Here is a 17741-nt window from a genome sequence, read left to right on the forward strand (position 1 = left end):
GTCAGGCATTGGGTACTTCAGACCTTCCCTGAAGAGAGAAAACTATCGGGTTCTTCTCAGGTTTTTTGCCTTTAACTTCCTGAGCAGGCCCATTACCGGCCGCAGGAGGGGCACCCTGTCAAGGATGGAAAGCTCATGCAGGTCCGTCCGCGAGGGCCTTTGATAGCCACAATTCCAAGTGAAATAGTAAGCCGAAATTTCTTTATTCCTATGAATAAGCGTATTGAGAGCAGCGTCATAATGCATCGGACCTCCGTCAGGATGTCCCGGCGGCCGCTCCAGAATCTGGAACAAGAAATCCCTCAATCTCCCAAAGCATTTCCCGTTTACAGCATAGAAATGGGCTAAATATATTGGCCGGTCGACTGCTTTCCAAGTGGGCACGTTTGAATTTTCTTCAAACGGATGCCCGAAATAGACGATGTCCCACTCCATACCTTCCAGGGACTCGATGGCCTCTTTGCCATATTGAGAAATGTGTCTGGAAAACTGTATGTCGTCTTCCAGGATCAAGATATTTTTCAAATTCAGGCGCATTGCTTCTTCCAGCACCCCCAGATGACTCAAAAAGCAGCCTCGGACCCCGACGCTCGGGAAACCATTTCCCTCACTGGGTGTAACAGCCTCAAAAAAGCCTATTTTTTCATCATCAATGTGAAAGCCGTTGCGAGTGAATTCTTCGACTGTTTCTAAACGGCGATCCTTTCTTGACGAGATATTGATGATTCTTACTCGATCAAAATACTCGATCACATTCATCTGTCAGGTCCTTAGCGCAGACAATCGGGGCCGTTGGATCGGGGAACCCGCAGAATTCGGAAAAAATCATACGCAAGCACTGCCGCCCCGTTTTCTCTATCGACCCCGGATTGCAGTATAGGCAGCATTTCTGGATGAAGTTTTAGTCTGGTAAATCGGCGTGCTGCACCCGTTTGAAAACACCGAGCTTAAGTGAACAGCTTCACGACAGGTCCGAGCATGTACCGCTGATGCCAGCCCTTCGGCGTGGGTGAAAAACGAAGTCTTCAAGGTCTCCTATACTGGTCCGTTCCGAGAGTTTCCCTACCCTTCACAGCGAGGAAAACGCACATGACCATTCGAATTGGCGACGAAGCACCGGATTTCACCGCCGAAACCACCGAAGGCACGCTCCATTTCCATGAATGGATTGGCGACAAGTGGGCCATCCTGTTCTCACATCCGAAGGACTTCACCCCGGTCTGCACCACTGAACTTGGTTATATGGCCGGGCTCAAGCCGGAGTTCGACAAACGCAACACCAAGATTGTCGGTCTCAGCGTCGACCCGGTCGGTAACCATCAGACCTGGGCCAAAGACATCGAAGAAACCCAGGGCCATGCGGTCAACTACCCCATGATCGGCGACGAGAATCTGGTGGTGGCCAAGCTCTACGACATGATTCACCCGAACGCCAGTGGCGGCGCTCGTACTGCCGTGGACAACGCCACGGTGCGTTCAGTGTTCATTGTCGGCCCGGATAAAAAGATCAAGGCGATGCTGGTCTACCCGATGAGTGCCGGGCGCAATTTCGATGAAGTGTTACGCCTGCTCGATGCTATCCAGTTAAACGCCAAGCACACGGTTGCCACACCGGTGAACTGGCGTCCGGGTGAGGACGTGATCATTCCGACGTCGGTATCCGACGACGACGCCAGGAAGAAGTACCCGGATGGCTTCAAGACGGTGAAACCTTATTTGCGTACGGTGGCGCAACCGAAGTAATGGTCAGTCCTTCATCCGGTATTCAATCGCGATGCCATTTGCGCGCATTGCATTGATCTGCTCGGCGTGGGTGCCAGGAGGTTGAGCAGGGTTCCTGGCGCAGCGCCGAGACTTCCACAGTGTTCCAGGGCTGAGAATGCACGGGAAGCCTTTACCTGTCATGCCGTCTTCATGCGTCAAAAACTCTCGACCGCCAGGTACTTTCAGAAAGTCGCCGACACACTCCATCTTTACAGGCGTCGTCGTCGGTCGAACCTATGCCATTGCCAAGATGCTTCCTTGCCCGGTGGAGGGCGCTACGCCGGGCGTGGGCCAGCATCCTGGTGCGAGCTGACGTCCAGGCGTGAAGCTATTTCACATGGATAGAATTCACGGGACTGACGTGCTTGTTGTGGCGTTATTTTGACGTCATCCTCCTAAAATGAAATTTCGATTTATTATTGTGACGGACCATTGACGTAATAGCGATGTGCTTATAGGCTCAATTTAGCCGATAAAGATTCCTTCAACCGACAAAAGAATAACCCCCTGCGCAAGGAGGCGGTGTTATGCGCTCAACACTTGTCATTAAATTTGTGTTGTTGTCTGTGATCCTGAATGGTGCAGCCGTTGCTAGTGCTCAGGCGACCAGTTTGGCCTATGAAATTAGTCGCATAAGCAGCGCTTGCGAGGAGTTGGGGCCTCAACTTTGTAGTGCTCTCAAAGATCACGCGGGTGGCGCACTGTTTACTTTCGGAAAAGGCCTTGGCTTGCCTTCATTGACCACTGATATTCACCTCGAAGATGCCCCTTCTGCGAAAGCTAACAGTGTCAATCATCACGCTGACTCAGGCGTGGATGTATCCGTCAATTCTTCTTCCCGTGACGGATTAATGGCGGCGGTTGATAATAAGAAATTCAAAATTGATTCATCTCTCCAGGATAAAAGTCTGGTTGGGGTATCTGATATCAACCAACCCAATGCAGTACCGCTTTCTGCGGCAGCCTGGTTATTTTCTTCTGCTTTGTTAGGTTTTATTGTGGTCGCCAACCGACGGAAGATATAGCGGGTTGTTAACGTTTTTGGAAATAAGGTGTTTAAACGGTCACTCTGGTGGCGGGTAGATACACAGCTTTATATATAGTTTTTGCGGATGATGTCTGTCATTGCGATGTAATTGTTGATGTCAGTTAGTTGCGCAGGCAAACGTAGCCATCGTCAGGGTGACAGTGGCGCGGTTGAGCCGGTTAAAACAGGCGTGATGTCGTTAATATTGGCGCGAAATACGTCGGAGGTGATTTGCTCGCTCCAACCTATTGTTAAATAACACGATTCTGCTGTTTTGCACTAACGTTCCGGTTTTGGGTGTGTTGCATTGGCGTTGACCGCCCGCAAGCTCAATGTGATTGCTGTTTTAGTTTCTTTGGCGGGAAATAGGCTAGAGTCATTTGACTAGGTTTTTTTGTTCTAAACTCCTTGCATGGCTACTTAGACGGAGGGATCCCGATGTTCCGTTCATTGATACCTGTGCTGTGCGCGCTGGCCGTTTGGCCCAGCATTTCCAATGCCGTCGAAAAGGACGGGGCTTATAAGCTGAATCAGGGAGATAGCCTTTCCATTTCCGTTTGGGGCGAAGACAAGCTCAAACAGGATGTACGCGTACTCCCCAATGGCAGCATTACCTTCCCGCTGGTAGGGCGAGTCGATGTTGAAGGGCTTGATACCACCGCTGTCGAGCAGCAAATCGCTGCCAAACTTGAGAAATTCATACCTGATCCGCAGGTGAGCGCTGTCGTCACCGGCACCGAAGGTAATGTCGTCTACGTCCAGGGCAAAGTGCTGAAGCCCGGCACCGTGCATATGTCCGGTCAAACGTCAGTGCTGCAGGCAATAAGCATGGCGGGTGGGCTCGACAAATTCGCCGATAAAGACGACATTAAGGTCGTGCGACCCAATGGGACTAGACAAGAGATCCTGCACGTCAACTACAGCAAGTTGATGTCGGGGGATGACATGTCCACCAATTTTCCACTTAAAGCCGGCGATACGCTGGTCGTGCCTTAGCCTTGCGCGAAGCACTAAGGATTATCTTGCTTGAATTTCGAACGACCGGGATTGCGACGGCAATCCTGGCTTTGTCGTGTTCGGACATGGCCCATGCTGCTACTTGGCAATCAGCTATAGCAGTGCCTTCGACGGTCGAGTACGACAGCAATCCACTACTGCTCACGAGTGATGAGAAAGGGGTGACTCGCACCATCATCGCCCCCGATTACAGCCTCGTGGGTACTTCCGGACGGGATGAGTTCCAGTTCGGTCTGGGGGTAAATATCGTGCGTTCGTCGGATACGTCCGTCGTTTCAGACCGTGAAGATCCCAGGTTAAGGTTGGGGTGGCAGCGAGAGACCGAAACGGGAGCTTTTGGGCTTGTGGCGAGATATGAAGAAAACTCTACGCTTTCCACGGTGGTTCAGGAAACCGGCGTAGTTGCTTCCGATGGCACGCAAAAGATGTATTTGGTGGGCGGCAACTGGAGCACTGCTCTCAGCGAGCGAAGTACCCTGGTTAACGAGACTGACTACACTCATGTCACTTACGATGTTGCCTCTCTGACTAACTATGACGAGCTGGCGACCCGCTTCAGCTTGAACTATGCATGGAGTGAGCAGGTCGAGCTGTTCACCCGTTTGGGCGTGAGGCGCTATGAGCCGGAAAAGGGCTCCGCAGTGGCTTCCTCGAACAGCTACACCCCCACGGTCGGCTTGAATGTTCAATTCTCCGAGCGGCTTAAGGGGACGGCCTACGCCGGCCTCAACCAAGTCTCCGGCACAGGTAGCGGCCCTAAAGGCCAGGGCGGTTTATTGTTGCAATATGCCGGTGAGCGTATTGATACCAGCATCGACGCCAGTCGTAGCACTCTCGCCAGCGGGGACGGCGGTTTCGTCGAGGTTGATGCCCTGAGGGGGACATGGAGCTACGCCGTCGACGAGACCCGGCGCACCGGTTTCGATGCCTCCTGGCAAGATGCCAAAGGCCGGACGCCGAATACCCTGCGAAATTACAGTGCCTGGTTTAGCCAAGAACTCTCGCCTTTTTGGATTGCACGCCTATCCTACACATACAAACAACGCCAGCAAGATGGCTTGCCGGATGCCACTGCAAACGTCGTCGGGCTGACGTTGACCTATAGTTATCCCGGTCTCTGAAATTCAGCTGCGTGAGAAATATGGCCACTGAATACGAAATGTCGTTCAACGACTACCTAGCTATCATCAAGCACCACGCCCTGCTGTTGATCGTGAGTTTCGTGGTCATACTCGGCGTGTGCATAGCAGTAGCGATCTCTCTCCCGCCGACCTATGAGTCATCCGGCACGATTCTGGTGGAGTCTCAACAGATTTCGCCAGACCTGGTGGCGGCCAACAACAATACCTTTGCCGATGAGCGCATCGAAGTTATTCGCCAGCGCGTGATGACCCGAGATCATCTAGAAGGGATCATCGACAAATACAATCTTTTTGCTTCGCAAAGCCGGCAACTGAGCGTTAGCGAGAAGATCGAAGAAATGCGAAATGCGATTGTGGTCTCGCTGGTCAGTGCTGCCGTCAAGGGGCGCGGAGAGGTGACGATTGCTTTCCGTCTTTCCTTTGAACACAGTCAGCCCGAGATTGCGAACAAAGTTGCCAAGGAGCTGGTGACGCTGTTTCTGGATGAAAACATCAAGCAGCGCACCGAACGCGCCAGTGAAACGACCGAGTTCCTGACGCAGGAGGCGGACAAACTCAGGGTGGAACTGGAAGCCCTTGAGAACCGGTTGGCGGACTTCAAGCAGGCACACAGTAACGCGCTGCCCGAGCATCAAGAGCTGCGCATGAATATGTTGACGCGCGCTGAAACCGAGCTTAAAGAGGTCGACCGTGACTACAAAACTGCCCGTGAAGACTTGCGCTTCAATGAGCTGGAGCTTTCCGCCGCGAATGCCGGGCTAGCGACCAAGCCTGGAACAGCCGGTGCGGCAGTTGATAAACCACAGGATCTCGCTAGCCTCAAAGCGGAGTACACCCGGTTGCAGTCGCTGTATACGCAAGCCCACCCCGACGTGCGTGCCGTCAAACGCAAAATTGCTGCACTTGAGGCTGGCAAAGGTGCTGGTGCAGCGGCTTCGGTCAATCTGGACGTTGCCAAGGCCCAGGCGCGGATCACCGCAGCAGAAGCACGTATCAAGTCGCTGGCCGATCAAAAGCAGCAAATACTTGGAAAAATAGCCGAATACGAGGCACAAATTATTGAGACGCCGCAAGTCGAGCGCGGCTTGGTCACGGTGATGCGTGACCATGATAATGCTCGTAAAAAATATGAGGAGATTCGCACGAAGGAAATGAGTGCGAAAATTTCCGAAAGCCTGGAGCAGGAAAACAAAGCCGAGCGTTTTGTTCTTCTGGAGTCGCCGCTGATGCCCGAGAAGCCGGTACGGCCGAACCGTAAAAAAGTGGTTGCCATGGGTTTCTTGCTTGCCCCGGTGGGTGCTGGCGCGCTGGTGATGCTCCTCGAGATGATGAGTCAGCGTGTGCGCGGTGCCCAGGCCTTGGCCAGCGTGCTGGGTAGACGCGTATTGGTTTCGATTCCCTACATTCACACCAAGGCTGAACTGGCACGCCGCAGGAAGTGGCGAATGCTATTGATCGTCATTGGAGTCGCGACAATCGCGATCTTTCTGGTGCTCCTGCACTTCCTCTACATGCCTCTGGATCTTCTGATGTTTAAAGCTCTGGGCCGGTTTACGTAAGGAATATAGCCATGGAAATGTTCAATCCCGATACCGAAAAAGCCGAGCAACAGACCTCGTCAAAAGCCATGACGCCGACCGCGCAGTCCACAGGTCTGAATGCACTCAGTTATGTGCAAACCAAGGTTGTACCTTTGCGCCCGGATCACCTTGAGCGCAACCGCATTGTGGCTTACAACAAAAATTCGAGTATGAGCGGGGCATTCGATCTACTGCGTACACAAGTTCTAAAAATCATGGAGGAAAATGGCTGGCGCACGCTCGCCATCACCTCGCCGACTCCAGAGGCAGGCAAGACGGTGTTGGCTATAAACCTGGCGATGAGTATCGCGCATCACACGACCAAGACGGCGTTGCTGGTGGACTTCGACTTGCGTCGTCCGAAGGTGGGTGAATACCTGGGTCTGCCGATGGATAAATCGCTTAATGAATTGTTGGCAGATGAAGCCGAACTGCAAGAAGTATTGGTCAATCCGACCTTGCCGCGCTTTGTGGTTCTGCCGACGCGTGAGCCGATTCCTCTTTCCACCGAGGTGTTGTCATCGCCTGCAGTAAGCTATTTGATTGCTGATCTGCGCGAGCGCTACAACTCACGCATCGTGATTTTCGACTTGCCGCCGTTGTTGAGTTCCGATGATGTGATTAACGTCCTGCCCAGGTTCGACTGCGTCCTGCTCGTTGTCGCTAACGGATTGAACAGCAGGAAAGAGATCGAGGAAAGCCTGCATCATCTTGGAACAGCCAATCTGGTTGGCACGGTGTTGAACAAAGCCGAACCCGAAAATCGCTCTTACTACTAGAGCATCACCTGCAGGAAGTCGGCGCTATTGGCTAGCGCCGACGGTCAGTTCCAAGGGTACTTCTGCTCCCAACTCCAGGCGTGCGCCACTATCTGTTCAAGTGAGTCAAATTGCGGTTGCCAACCCAGTAATGTGTTGGCCCTGTGGGGATCGGCCACAAGGCGTGGTGGATCGCCCGCGCGACGTGGCGCTTCGCTGACAGAGATATCCTGGCCGGTCACATAGCGCGCGGTATCTATCACTTGCTGTACTGAGAAACCTTGACCGTTACCAAGGTTGAACGCCGTGCTTGCACCTCCTGCCAGCAGATAATCCACGGCAAGCGCGTGAGCGGCAACGAGGTCGACAACGTGGACGTAGTCGCGAATGCAAGTGCCGTCAGGCGTATCGTAATCACGGCCATAGACGGTGACGGTGGCGCGCCGTCCGGAGGCTGCTTGCAGGATCAGGGGCAGCAGGTGGGTTTCCGGTTCATGGCGTTCACCTAACTGTCCTTCAGGGTCTGCTCCGGCGGCATTGAAGTAGCGCAGGCGGACCGATTTGAGCCCATAGGCGCGGTCGAAATCTTCAAGCATCTGCTCCACCATCCACTTGCTGCGTCCATAAGGGTTGATCGCGGCCTTGGGATGCTCCTCGTCGATCGGTACATACACCGGGTCTCCGTAGACGGCGGCGCTCGAGGAAAAAATGAAGTTTTTAACCCTGGCACGAACCATCGCCTGGAGCAGCGTCAGGGTGGCGGCGAGGTTGTTTTGATAGTACTTGGCAGGTTCAGCGACGGATTCGCCCACCTGTATAAAGGAGGCGAAGTGGAACACGGCATCAAAGTGGTGTCCCGCAAACAGGGCATCCAGCGCCTGTTCGTCGGCTATGTCCAGTTCGACCAATGTCCCGCCCCTCAACGCGCTGCGATAACCCGTTGAGAAATTGTCTGCCACCACAAGATCGTGACCTGAACTCAGTAGCTGCTTCACCATGTGCGAGCCGATATAACCCGCGCCACCCACCACCAAAAATTTCATCCTGATCTCCGATTTCCTGGGCTCTATCGCTGTGCAAGCTACTGCCAGTCGAACTTGATTGTAGTCGGCCATCAAGGCAGGTCGCGGGCAGCTTCTTCATTTACCCCGCAATGCCAAGTGTGAGCAGTGTCAAGCCTTGCGACTCGCTACGTTTGGAACGCCAAAGGAGAGAATATTTCGAACACGTTGCAGCGAGCGCGCCAATTGAAGCTACCCTCTGAGGAGGCATTTGGGCATCCTGCGAGGATAATTATCAAATGAAAAATCCTGCCAAAATTATCGATTACTCATTAAAAATAGTTAAAGCAGAATGGCCAAATTTAGTATTGTGGTCATTTCTGCTATCACCGTTGATTGTTAGAACGCTGGCAAACTATCAATACTCTAAAGTTGATTTGTTGGTCGTTTACACCCTTGGCATGTCGGTGTTGTGGCTTTTGGCAATTAGATTTGTTTCATCCAGTCAATTCAAGGTTCACATTATTCTGCTACCGTTCTATTTGGTAGCCGCTATTGATCTCTTTTTGGTGTTGAATTTCAACTCGAGATTAACAGCTGCCTATATATTTATTGGCTTGACAAACTATCAGGAAGCCAGCGAGTTTCTGCCGACCTATTGGCAGCCCATCAGTGTCGTTTTGGTGATTTTCATAGCGTGCTATGGGGCTGGATTAATAGGCCTGCATAAGCGCGAGTTATATAAAAACAAAGGTGTTTTTGTTTTGGTTGTTAGCGCTTTGGTAGTGGGGTATGGGGCGTATTTTTATAAAACCGTCAAACTTAATTCTTTCGGGAAATCTGCAGTCATGGATCTCCTTGCAAAAGACCAAAGTACGCCAGTAGGTTATTTGTCACAAGTTGCCCTGACTGCAAACCTGTATTTGGGGACGGAGAACCTTATCAAACGCCGTCGGGAATCTGATGTAAAAATAACCAGTATGTCGGATCAATCCAATATAGAAACCCTTGTTTTTGTCATCGGTGAGTCATCACGGCCGCAGAACTGGTCCCTCTACGGTTATAACAAGGAAACAACCCCGAATCTCGGTAAGCAGGCAGGACTTTTCAAGTTTAATCAGATCTGCACGACAGCCCCCTATACCTCGTTTGCGGTTCCTTCAATGCTGAGCCTTGAGCCTATATCGGATTGGGATGCCATTGCGTCAACAAAATCATTGGTGAGTATATATCGCGCAGCCGGGTACATGACCTATTGGTTGTCTGTGCAAGAGGTTGATAGTTTTGGCGGAATAATTCCCCAAATAGCCGCAGAGGCACAATACCGTCAGTATTTTGAGAGAAGCTATGATGGGGCATTGATTTCAGAATATGAAAAGATACTAAATAAAAGCGATACACAAAAGAAAGCCATATTTATTCATGTCAAGGGCAGTCATTTCGAGTATTCACGCCGATACCCGGAAAGTTTCGTTAAGTTCAAGCCGTCAACAGACAACTTCAAAGACAAAATCACCGCAGAATATGATAATAGTATTTTGTATACTGACTGGCTATTGAGCACCCTTATTGATCAGTTGAAGTCAAGCAAAAAACCATCTGTCTTGTTTTATTCATCGGATCATGGTGAAAACATGATGGATGACAGTCGAGGGCTCTTGGGTCATGGCATTGGCAATAAATATGATCTCCCGGTTTCGGCATTTATCTGGGCGTCCGATAATGTTTCAAGCCAGCAATCGCTCAAGCTTTTAAAGTTGAAGGAGAGAGAAAGTCAGAAAATCAGCATATCCTCCTTGTCGCATACGCTTTTAAATATCACAGGGGTTTTCACGAGCAGGTATAAAAGTTCGGAGGATTTATTGAGTGATGATTTTGTATCGTCGAAATGCCCATACCTGCTCGGCGCAGGCTATGTTCCATCGTTTGATTTTGACGCCCTTTAAATAACCCTCGCTGAACAACGCCGCAAGGCGTTGTCCCATCAGGTTGAGTTCGGCTGCGCGTCGCCTAAGGTTGTGCTTGCGTGACATCTTTTTTCAAGAACAACCAGTTCGACGCCTGCAAGCCGTCGAACTTGATTGTATAGCGGCCATCAAGGTAGGTCGCGGGCAGCTTCTTCATTTGCCCCAGAGTGCCGTGGGTGAACAGTGTCAAGCCTTGCGGCGCCTGGATGGTTAGCGTGCCCTCGAGGGGCTCAACGTAAAAAGGTATTTTGTCGCCGTCCTGGGGGATGGCCCGGGTGCCTAACGAAATCAGTAAATCCTGCGATCGGCTCAAAGGCGCGTCGTCCAGACTTTGCACCACCACACTGGCATTGGCGGTCTTCACTTGAACCTTAATGTTGCCAAGGCTGATCGACTCACCCCCGATCCAACCGGTAGCGGCCTGGGTGCGCGGCGTATTGATGGTGTAGACGCCTTGTTTCCAGTTGCGCTTTAGCTCACCGGTGTCGGTCGTGGACTCGATGGCATTGGCGTCCAGCAGCGATTGGCCAGGGTCATGAAATTCCTGTGCATTGCTTGGGATAACGCTCTGTTGCAACCAGGGCAATTCCGGCGTCTGTGGCATCGCGATTTCCAGCTTGCCTTTCTCCATGGCTGTGCGCAGGAGAGCAGAGTTGGCCGGTGTGATCATTTGGTTGAACAGGGTGGCTGACGTCGGCGCGAAGACGTAGGTCGTTGTTGCTTCGCGAACGTCTGCACGGCGATAAAGCAAGGCGGCGGCGGGCAGGGTGGCCAGCATTGCTGGGTCGTTATAGGCGTGCCAGTTGTTGGCACTCATCCCTACGCCCCCCATGGGTTCCTGGCTGTAGGCATATTGCATCAGTGCATCCCAGCCTTGGTGGCTGGCGGTGCCGGCGATATAGAGTGGCAGCGAGTGACGGTCTGGTATCGGGAAGGGCTCATTGTTCCACTCGGTGACGGTCAAGGGTTTACCGATGACCTGGCCGGCGGCAATCCAATTCACTATGCCGTCGCTGTAGAGCGGGTTTTTCTCGACCTGCCCCGAGCCACCGTAGCTATGGACATCGATTACGTCGCCGGCGGTAAGGGCCGGCAGGGAATTCAGGCCATTGCGGCCCCAGCTACTGGTCGTGGCGATGGGGACCTTCACGCCTATTCCACGCAGGTGTTGAATCATGTCGACGTTGAAGCGTCGCTCCAGATCGTTGAGGAACATCTTGGAGGGGCCTGGCTCCCAGGAGCGCCAGGTCTGGTCTGCAGACAGATTGTGCTGTTTGGCAAAAGCCTCGGCCTCCGCCATGTAGACGCGGTTGTGCTTCGGCAAATTCTTGTCTGGCAGCAGGGCATTGCCAAAGTGATTGGTGACGTCGTTTTCGTTGGTGATCAGTACGGCGGCAATCGCCGGGTCGTCTTTGTAGGCGAGCCCGGTATAGCTGTTTACATGGGTCAGGTAGGCTTCGGTAAAACGCTTCATGGCTTGCTGAATGGTGACATTCACATAGGAATAGCCCTTGAGATAGGTGAAATTCTGTTCTTCTTTTGGCAACTCATCGAAGCCATAAATGTTGTCCTTTTCAGTAAAGACTCGCTGGACGTGCATATCGAGCCACACATAAATGCCTTCGTCTTTGAGGCATTTGATCCACCAGTCGATTTTTTTCAGCGATTCTGGGCTCAGTTGCTGGGTGCTGCGCGTGACCCTGCCATCGCCAAAGATGTTCGGGAAGACCCATGGCGAGTCATGGTGGTGCAGTCGTACAAGATTGAAACCCAGTGCCGACAGGCGTTTGGCCTGCAGCTTGATTGCATCGTCTGAGGTGAGGAACAGCGCGTAGGCCGAAAGGTTGGTGCCCCAGAAACGCGCCGCAGTGTTGTCGGCAAATAGCAATTGCTCGCCGGAGGCTTTGACGAAGCCGCGCTTGCCTGCAGGTTTTTCTTGAGCGTTGAGAAAAGACAGGTCGACCGGCGAGGTTTTCCAGTCGAGCTTGTCAGTCGGCCAGCTCTTTGGGTCCGATAGCCCGAAACGCTCGGTAATGGTTGGGCCGACCGCCACATCGCCAGAAACGCTCAAGGTCGCTGTGAATTCCTGGCGGCCAGGTTTGATCGTGTTCTTGTAGAAAAAAGCACGCACCTCGGATTTACTGCCCGGTTCCAAGTACACACTCGCCAGTGCGGGCTCGAAGCGCATTTCGATGCGTCGCCCTTGCGCATTGCCCCAGGTCCAGCCGCGGTTGTCGGGCAGCAAAGTGGGCTCGCCCATTTCTCCAGCGAAAAGAGCGGGGTCGAATTCGAAGACAATGCCACCACCTGAAACGCCCGACTTCCCGCTGTGTGCATCCACGGCAAAGTTCCAGGTCAGCTTTTGTTCGTCTTGCTTCTGAATCTGCGCAGTCAAGTCGAAATCCAGCGCTTTGTTTTTGCCTGCAAGGGAGTATCGATAAGGGGCGTTTACCTTGAATTCGGTCTGCAAATATGTCCAGTCCCAGTTGCGCCCAAAGAACGAGAATGTCGTAGCGATTGCCGGACTGCCACCACGCTCCAGCATTGGCAGGCCGTTGCGCTCATCCACACTGACGACCCAGTCCGACGCCCAGATACGAATCGGCCAAATAGCCAAAAACAGCAGGAGCAGTATCTGGGGGCGGCGAGACAACTGGATCATGGGGTCTACCTGAGTTGGAGATGGGTACTCGCCGAGACGGCCGTCGAGGTGTGCTTGAGCCTGCGTGCCATCTGAGCGTAGGCCACGCACAGTCCAGCTACCGACCAATACACCACGGGGATGACCGTGATACTGCTAACGGTAACGATGGTGATCAGGATCCCGGCCAGTGTCGCCAGAAGTGCACGTCCGAGTCGGCGCGCCTCATCGTCTTCGTTGGGGAACGAACGCATCCCCTTGCGGATGCCCTGCAGAACACTGGCGAAAAAAACCACGAAAAGCGTCAAGCCAATCAAACCGAACGACAGCGCTATGCCGATATAGGTGTTCACGATATCGATGATCCCCTGGCCCTGAATCATGGACTGCATTTCCGGTGTGCTGCGGAAATTGAAAGAACCCAGCCAAGGGTTGCGCTGGATAACGATCACGGCGTTATCAATCAAACGCTGCCGGTAGGTGATATTTTCGACATCCACCGTGCCGATAAACGGTAGCAGATCAAGCACTTTTTGCCCGCCCGGCACGATGGCCAGCACGGGCAGGGTGAGCGCCCCGGCGGCGGCCAGCAGCATCAGGCGTTTGATTGCTTTACGGCCGGTGCCGATGAACACGACGATCATGACGGCTGCACCGATCCAGGGGCCACGCGACAGCGGTGCGTACAGACCACCGGCGAGCAACAGTGCGCCGAGGCTGCGCTGCAATTTGCTACGGACCTCCTCCTGCAAGTACAGGTAAAAGCCGATGGCCACGCTGATGACGAAGCCCAGCGCAATGGCCTGGCCGGTAGTGGCGCTGGCGCGCAATGAGCCACCCCGGCTCAAGTAGCCGGAATCCCATTGCATGCCCATGGCGTAGACAACCGCGCTGTACAGCTGCCAGTGCTTGGCATATTCGAAGAGACCTATAAGCGACAGCACCATGGCGGCGAGTACAAAACCGAACAGAGCGTCCTTGAAGTCGCTGAGGTTCTTCAGCGCCCGGCTGGCAACGTAGTAAGGCAAAAAAACTTCGATGAACAGGTAGAGCGTTTGGCGCAAGGTGTCGGTGACGGTGGTTTCGCGCAGGAAAAGCAGACTCGTCAGCAGGAGGTAGGCGGCTAATATTTTGTCAGGCCAGGTGCGCCCGAAAGGGACCGTGTCGGCGCGCTTGCGCAGCGTGAAAAAAGCCGGAAGCAACACACACAGCGCCAGCACACGAATATGGTTAAGGGCAAAAAAATAGTTGACCAGGCCGAAGCCCGGAATCTCCGCCGTGGCCGGCGGGATGAGAAACAGCAGAAGGAAAAATAGCGCCACGGGATTGCGCTCGCGATTTCGTGCGAAGGTCAACACGATCGCGGCAATGCCTGCGTACACCCAGAAACTGTGCGAAACAAATGCCAGTAGCGTCAATACGAACCACAGATTGCGCCGACGAGTGAAATTACGGTCGGGAATCAGGTCTGCCGCTGGTCGACGTGCGATGGCAAAAACGATGCCAGTAAGGACCAGAATGACAATCAACGCTCGGAAGTGCTCAGGCATGGATGATTGGACTTATTGATTGATGAGCGACGGCTAGTGGAATGGCTAAACGCGACTATAGTTCCTTTTGAGCCATCGAGTCCGGGGATGATGTTATGTCGTTAGTCGATTTGTCGCCATCGTTGGGCCTTCGTAAGCGAGCGATCTCTGCCGGGGCATGGAATCTCGGGGCGCTGGTTACGTCTCAAGCCTTTCGCTTGGGCGGCAACCTGATAATGGCCCGTCTGCTGATGCCGGAGATGTTCGGCATCATGATGATCGCCATCACCGTTTCCCTAGTTCTGCACATGCTTTCCGATGTCGGCTTGCGCCAGAACATCATCCAGAGCCCGCGTGGCAACGATCCGGTTTTTCTCAATACCATCTGGACCGTGCAGATCGTGCGTGGCTTTATCCTTTTTGCTTCGACACTTCTCCTCGCGGCCCTCGCCTGGTATGCACAGGCCCTCAATCTGTGGTCGCCCAATTCCACCTACGCCGCACCCGAGTTGCCGCTGGTGTTGGCCGTGACCGGTTTCTCGGCAATCATCGTTGGTTTTCAGTCGACCAAAATCGACCTGGCAGTGCGCTCTTTCCAGCAAAAGAAAGTGGTGCTCACCGAGTTTGGGTCTCAGGTTGTCGGGCTGGTGGTCATGCTGGGCATCGGTTATTTCACCAGGTCCATCTGGTCGCTGGTGATTGCAGGTCTGGTCCAATCGATGGTCAGCACGCTGCTGGGGCATGTCTGGTTTGAGGGCCCGTCTAACCGTCTACAGTGGGAGCGTTCTGCGCTCAATGAATTAGTCGGCTTCGGCCGTTGGATACTGTTGTCGTCGGCAGTGGGCGTACTGGCCATGTACGGTGATCGTGTCTGGTTCGGCGGCAGCATGACGGCCGGCGAACTGGGCGTTTACTCCATTGCCGTGCTGATTTTGGGAGCCGTTCAGCTTGCGTTGCAAAAGGTAGTCGGGGCCGTGGCCTTGCCGGCTTTCAGTGAGGCCTCAAGAACGAATGACACCGTACGGCTCCACGCTTTGTATTACCGCTTGAAATTGATGCTCGATCTGGCCTGCCTGTTTCTCTGTGGACTGTTCCTGACCGGCAGTCCACTGCTCATCAGCATCTTGTACGATGAGCGTTACGCCCAGGCCGGCAACATGATGGCCATTCTTTCACTCTCTTTTTTCACAATGCGCTACATGCTGGCGAATCAGGTCTGGATTGCCTTGGGACTCACCAAGTACCAGGCCATGGATAACATTATTCGCGTGGTCTCGTTGTGGGTGCTGCTGCCGCTGCTGTTGGCGATTGGCGGGGTCAAATACGCGATTTGGGGCGCTGCCCTGTACACGTTTCCTACGCTTTTCCTGGTTTTTTATGTCAATTGTCGTCTGGGGATGTTCAGTCTCAAGCGTGAATTGGTGGTGCTGCCTATGCTGGCAGTGGGGGCATTGTGTGGGGAGTTATTGACGGTTTTTTTTAAATGGTTTTGATCTATTTCTCTTGATGTTTCCAAAGCTGCGGCACCGCGTCGCCATTGAGATATTGATGGCCGTCGCCAAGTTGTGGCCTTGATGTAGCCGTTGAAATTTCCAATGTAATCTCGATGTCGTGGAGCTTTGAATCATGAGAGAGACTGATTTGAATACCTCTGTGATGGGGCGCAGAAGCTTCCTCCAGGCTTCTGCTCTATTGAGTCTTGGAGGGATCATGTTCGGATTTTCCAAAGCCGCCCGGCCTTCCGCTGCTAAATCCGAGTTCATTGTAATCAACGGATGGGTGCTGCCTGCCCGGCATTTTCGGCAAACACACGCATGATCAAAGACTACCAATCGCAGAAAGAACTGCGCGATCACTATGACACCTGCATCATCGGCGGTGGGCCAGCTGGCATTACGCTGGCCTTGCGTTTAGCCGGTAATGGTCGGCGTGTGGTGCTTGTCGAGGGCGGTGGGCTCGAGTATTCGCCGGTCTCGCAGAACCTCTACAAGGTCTCATCATCAGGCCTCGAGCTGTATGCTCAGGAAACACGCCTGCGTTATCTTGGCGGGACCTCCAATCACTGGGCCGGGCGATGCCGTCCATTCGAACCGTCGGACTTTATCGTGGCCCCTCCGGTGCCTGTGCCGGGCTGGCCCATCGCGTTTTCCGAGATCGAGCGCAATCTGCCGGAGGCCATGGATATTGTCGATCTTCCGCCGCACTCCGGATTCAAGGCTATCAATGCGAGTCTGGACGGCAACGACTTTTACGCTGATCGTTTCCTGCTAAGCCCGCCGACGCGATTTGCACAAAAATATGCCAAGGAACTTAATGAGACCGAGGGGCTGGATGTCTTCATCCATTGCAATTGCGTCGATCTTGAGTTCGACAGCAAGGCCGGCCGCATAGCAACGATAGTCGTCTCGGACTATGAGTTGCATCGAGAGCGAGTCACGGCAAAACAATTCATTCTGGCGACTGGCGCGATCGAGAATGCCAGGCACCTGCTCAACAGCGAGTCTCTGGCAACTGGCGGTATCGTCAGCGAGGATGGTTTCGTCGGTAGATGCTTCATGGAGCACCTGAATGTCGAAATGGGAACCTTCATTCTGAACGACGGGCAGGGTACAGATGCTCGGCAGGAGTACTTCACGACCGATGCATTCGTGATGGAGCACAAGTCAGGTAAAGGGAATGTGACGGCCACGCTTGTAGCTGAAGTGAAATCCTATGGGCGAATGGCTGCCATCAAGAGCTTTTTCGAGAACCTCGTTTGCGAAGTGGGTGCGGAGCGCAAGGTTGAATTTATTGCCAAGTTCGATTGCCCTGGAGACGGGGTGCTCGGCACGCTGATCGAACAGTTTCCCAACCCTGACAGCCGAATCTCATTGCTCGACGAGCGAGATGCGTTAGGGATGAGGAAGGTAAATGTTCATTGGGAACTGACCCCGGCAGACAGAAATACCGTCAAGTCCATAGGGCTCGAAGTGGCGAAGTGTTTTGCCGAAACAGGGTTGGGCTTTGTCAAGTTGGAAGACTACGTTTATGACGTCGATTTGCCACTGAGGCTCAATCCCCATGCTCATCATATGGGGACCACACGGATGGCGGCTTCGCCTGAGTTTGGCGTTGTCGACGAGAACTGCAAAGTGTTCGGTGTCGAGAATCTTTACGTGGCGGGTAGCAGTGTTTTCGCTACAGGCGGTGCCTGCAACCCCACAATGCCTATTTTGCAAATTGTTTTAAGGCTGGCGGAACATCTTAACCATCAGATGGGCAGGTATTCCTGAGGGGGGAGCATGTGTTGATTATTTGAGTGTTGGATTTTAGGGA

13 protein-coding genes are annotated in these 17741 nt (G+C 53.3%); 9 read left to right on the plus strand and 4 right to left on the minus strand.

Features of this window, described 5'->3' with window-relative positions; all coding sequences use genetic code 11:
• Positions 1-42 precede the first annotated feature (42 nt).
• The gene (locus tag KGB03_RS04080; RefSeq protein ID WP_223526407.1) at positions 43-759 is read right to left on the minus strand and encodes a glycosyltransferase family 25 protein; all 717 of its coding nucleotides are present in this window, start codon (positions 757-759) and stop codon (positions 43-45) included.
• 330 nt (positions 760-1089) lie between these two features.
• Here KGB03_RS04080 and KGB03_RS04085 point away from each other — a divergent pair, with 330 nt between their 5' ends.
• From KGB03_RS04085 to KGB03_RS04110, 6 genes are all read left to right on the plus strand, one after another.
• Positions 1090-1743: a peroxiredoxin gene (locus KGB03_RS04085; protein WP_008155786.1), complete on the plus strand. Its 654-nt coding sequence runs from the start codon at positions 1090-1092 to the stop codon at positions 1741-1743.
• Positions 1744-2291: 548 nt separating this feature from the next.
• Positions 2292-2789: a hypothetical protein gene (locus KGB03_RS04090; RefSeq protein WP_192409721.1), complete on the plus strand. Its 498-nt coding sequence runs from the start codon at positions 2292-2294 to the stop codon at positions 2787-2789.
• A gap of 440 nt (positions 2790-3229) precedes the next feature.
• Positions 3230-3787: a polysaccharide biosynthesis/export family protein gene (locus tag KGB03_RS04095; RefSeq protein WP_192409720.1), complete on the plus strand. Its 558-nt coding sequence runs from the start codon at positions 3230-3232 to the stop codon at positions 3785-3787.
• Between the two features lie 86 nt (positions 3788-3873).
• Positions 3874-4929 (plus strand): hypothetical protein, encoded by a 1056-nt coding sequence (locus KGB03_RS04100; RefSeq protein ID WP_375154736.1) that lies wholly within the window; start codon positions 3874-3876, stop codon positions 4927-4929.
• Positions 4930-4949: 20 nt separating this feature from the next.
• Positions 4950-6509 (plus strand): GumC family protein, encoded by a 1560-nt coding sequence (locus KGB03_RS04105; RefSeq protein WP_223526408.1) that lies wholly within the window; start codon positions 4950-4952, stop codon positions 6507-6509.
• Positions 6510-6577: 68 nt separating this feature from the next.
• Positions 6578-7309: a CpsD/CapB family tyrosine-protein kinase gene (locus tag KGB03_RS04110; protein ID WP_223526427.1), complete on the plus strand. Its 732-nt coding sequence runs from the start codon at positions 6578-6580 to the stop codon at positions 7307-7309.
• 44 nt (positions 7310-7353) lie between these two features.
• Here the strand turns inward: KGB03_RS04110 and galE are convergent, their stop codons facing one another.
• Positions 7354-8331: a UDP-glucose 4-epimerase GalE gene (galE, locus tag KGB03_RS04115; RefSeq protein WP_223526409.1), complete on the minus strand. Its 978-nt coding sequence runs from the start codon at positions 8329-8331 to the stop codon at positions 7354-7356.
• A 257-nt stretch (positions 8332-8588) separates the two neighbouring features.
• Between galE and KGB03_RS04120 the strand changes: the two genes are divergently transcribed.
• A complete protein-coding gene (locus tag KGB03_RS04120; RefSeq protein ID WP_223526410.1) occupies positions 8589-10235 on the plus strand; it encodes a phosphoethanolamine transferase in 1647 nt (548 codons plus the stop codon).
• 64 nt (positions 10236-10299) lie between these two features.
• Here the strand turns inward: KGB03_RS04120 and KGB03_RS04125 are convergent, their stop codons facing one another.
• Together KGB03_RS04125 and KGB03_RS04130 are read right to left on the minus strand one after the other, a co-directional pair.
• Entirely contained in the window at positions 10300-12918 is a 2619-nt protein-coding gene (locus KGB03_RS04125; protein ID WP_223526411.1) for a glycosyl hydrolase family 5, read from the minus strand.
• Between the two features lie 5 nt (positions 12919-12923).
• A complete protein-coding gene (locus KGB03_RS04130) occupies positions 12924-14447 on the minus strand; it encodes an O-antigen ligase family protein (protein WP_223526412.1) in 1524 nt (507 codons plus the stop codon).
• Positions 14448-14542: 95 nt separating this feature from the next.
• Between KGB03_RS04130 and KGB03_RS04135 the strand changes: the two genes are divergently transcribed.
• Entirely contained in the window at positions 14543-15919 is a 1377-nt protein-coding gene (locus KGB03_RS04135; protein ID WP_223526413.1) for an oligosaccharide flippase family protein, read from the plus strand.
• A gap of 321 nt (positions 15920-16240) precedes the next feature.
• Positions 16241-17698: an FAD-dependent oxidoreductase gene (locus KGB03_RS04140; RefSeq protein ID WP_223526414.1), complete on the plus strand. Its 1458-nt coding sequence runs from the start codon at positions 16241-16243 to the stop codon at positions 17696-17698.
• The last annotated feature ends 43 nt before the right edge of the window (positions 17699-17741 follow it).

It is taken from the genome of Pseudomonas sp. BF-B-26 (assembly GCF_019956495.1).
Lineage (GTDB): Bacteria > Pseudomonadota > Gammaproteobacteria > Pseudomonadales > Pseudomonadaceae > Aquipseudomonas.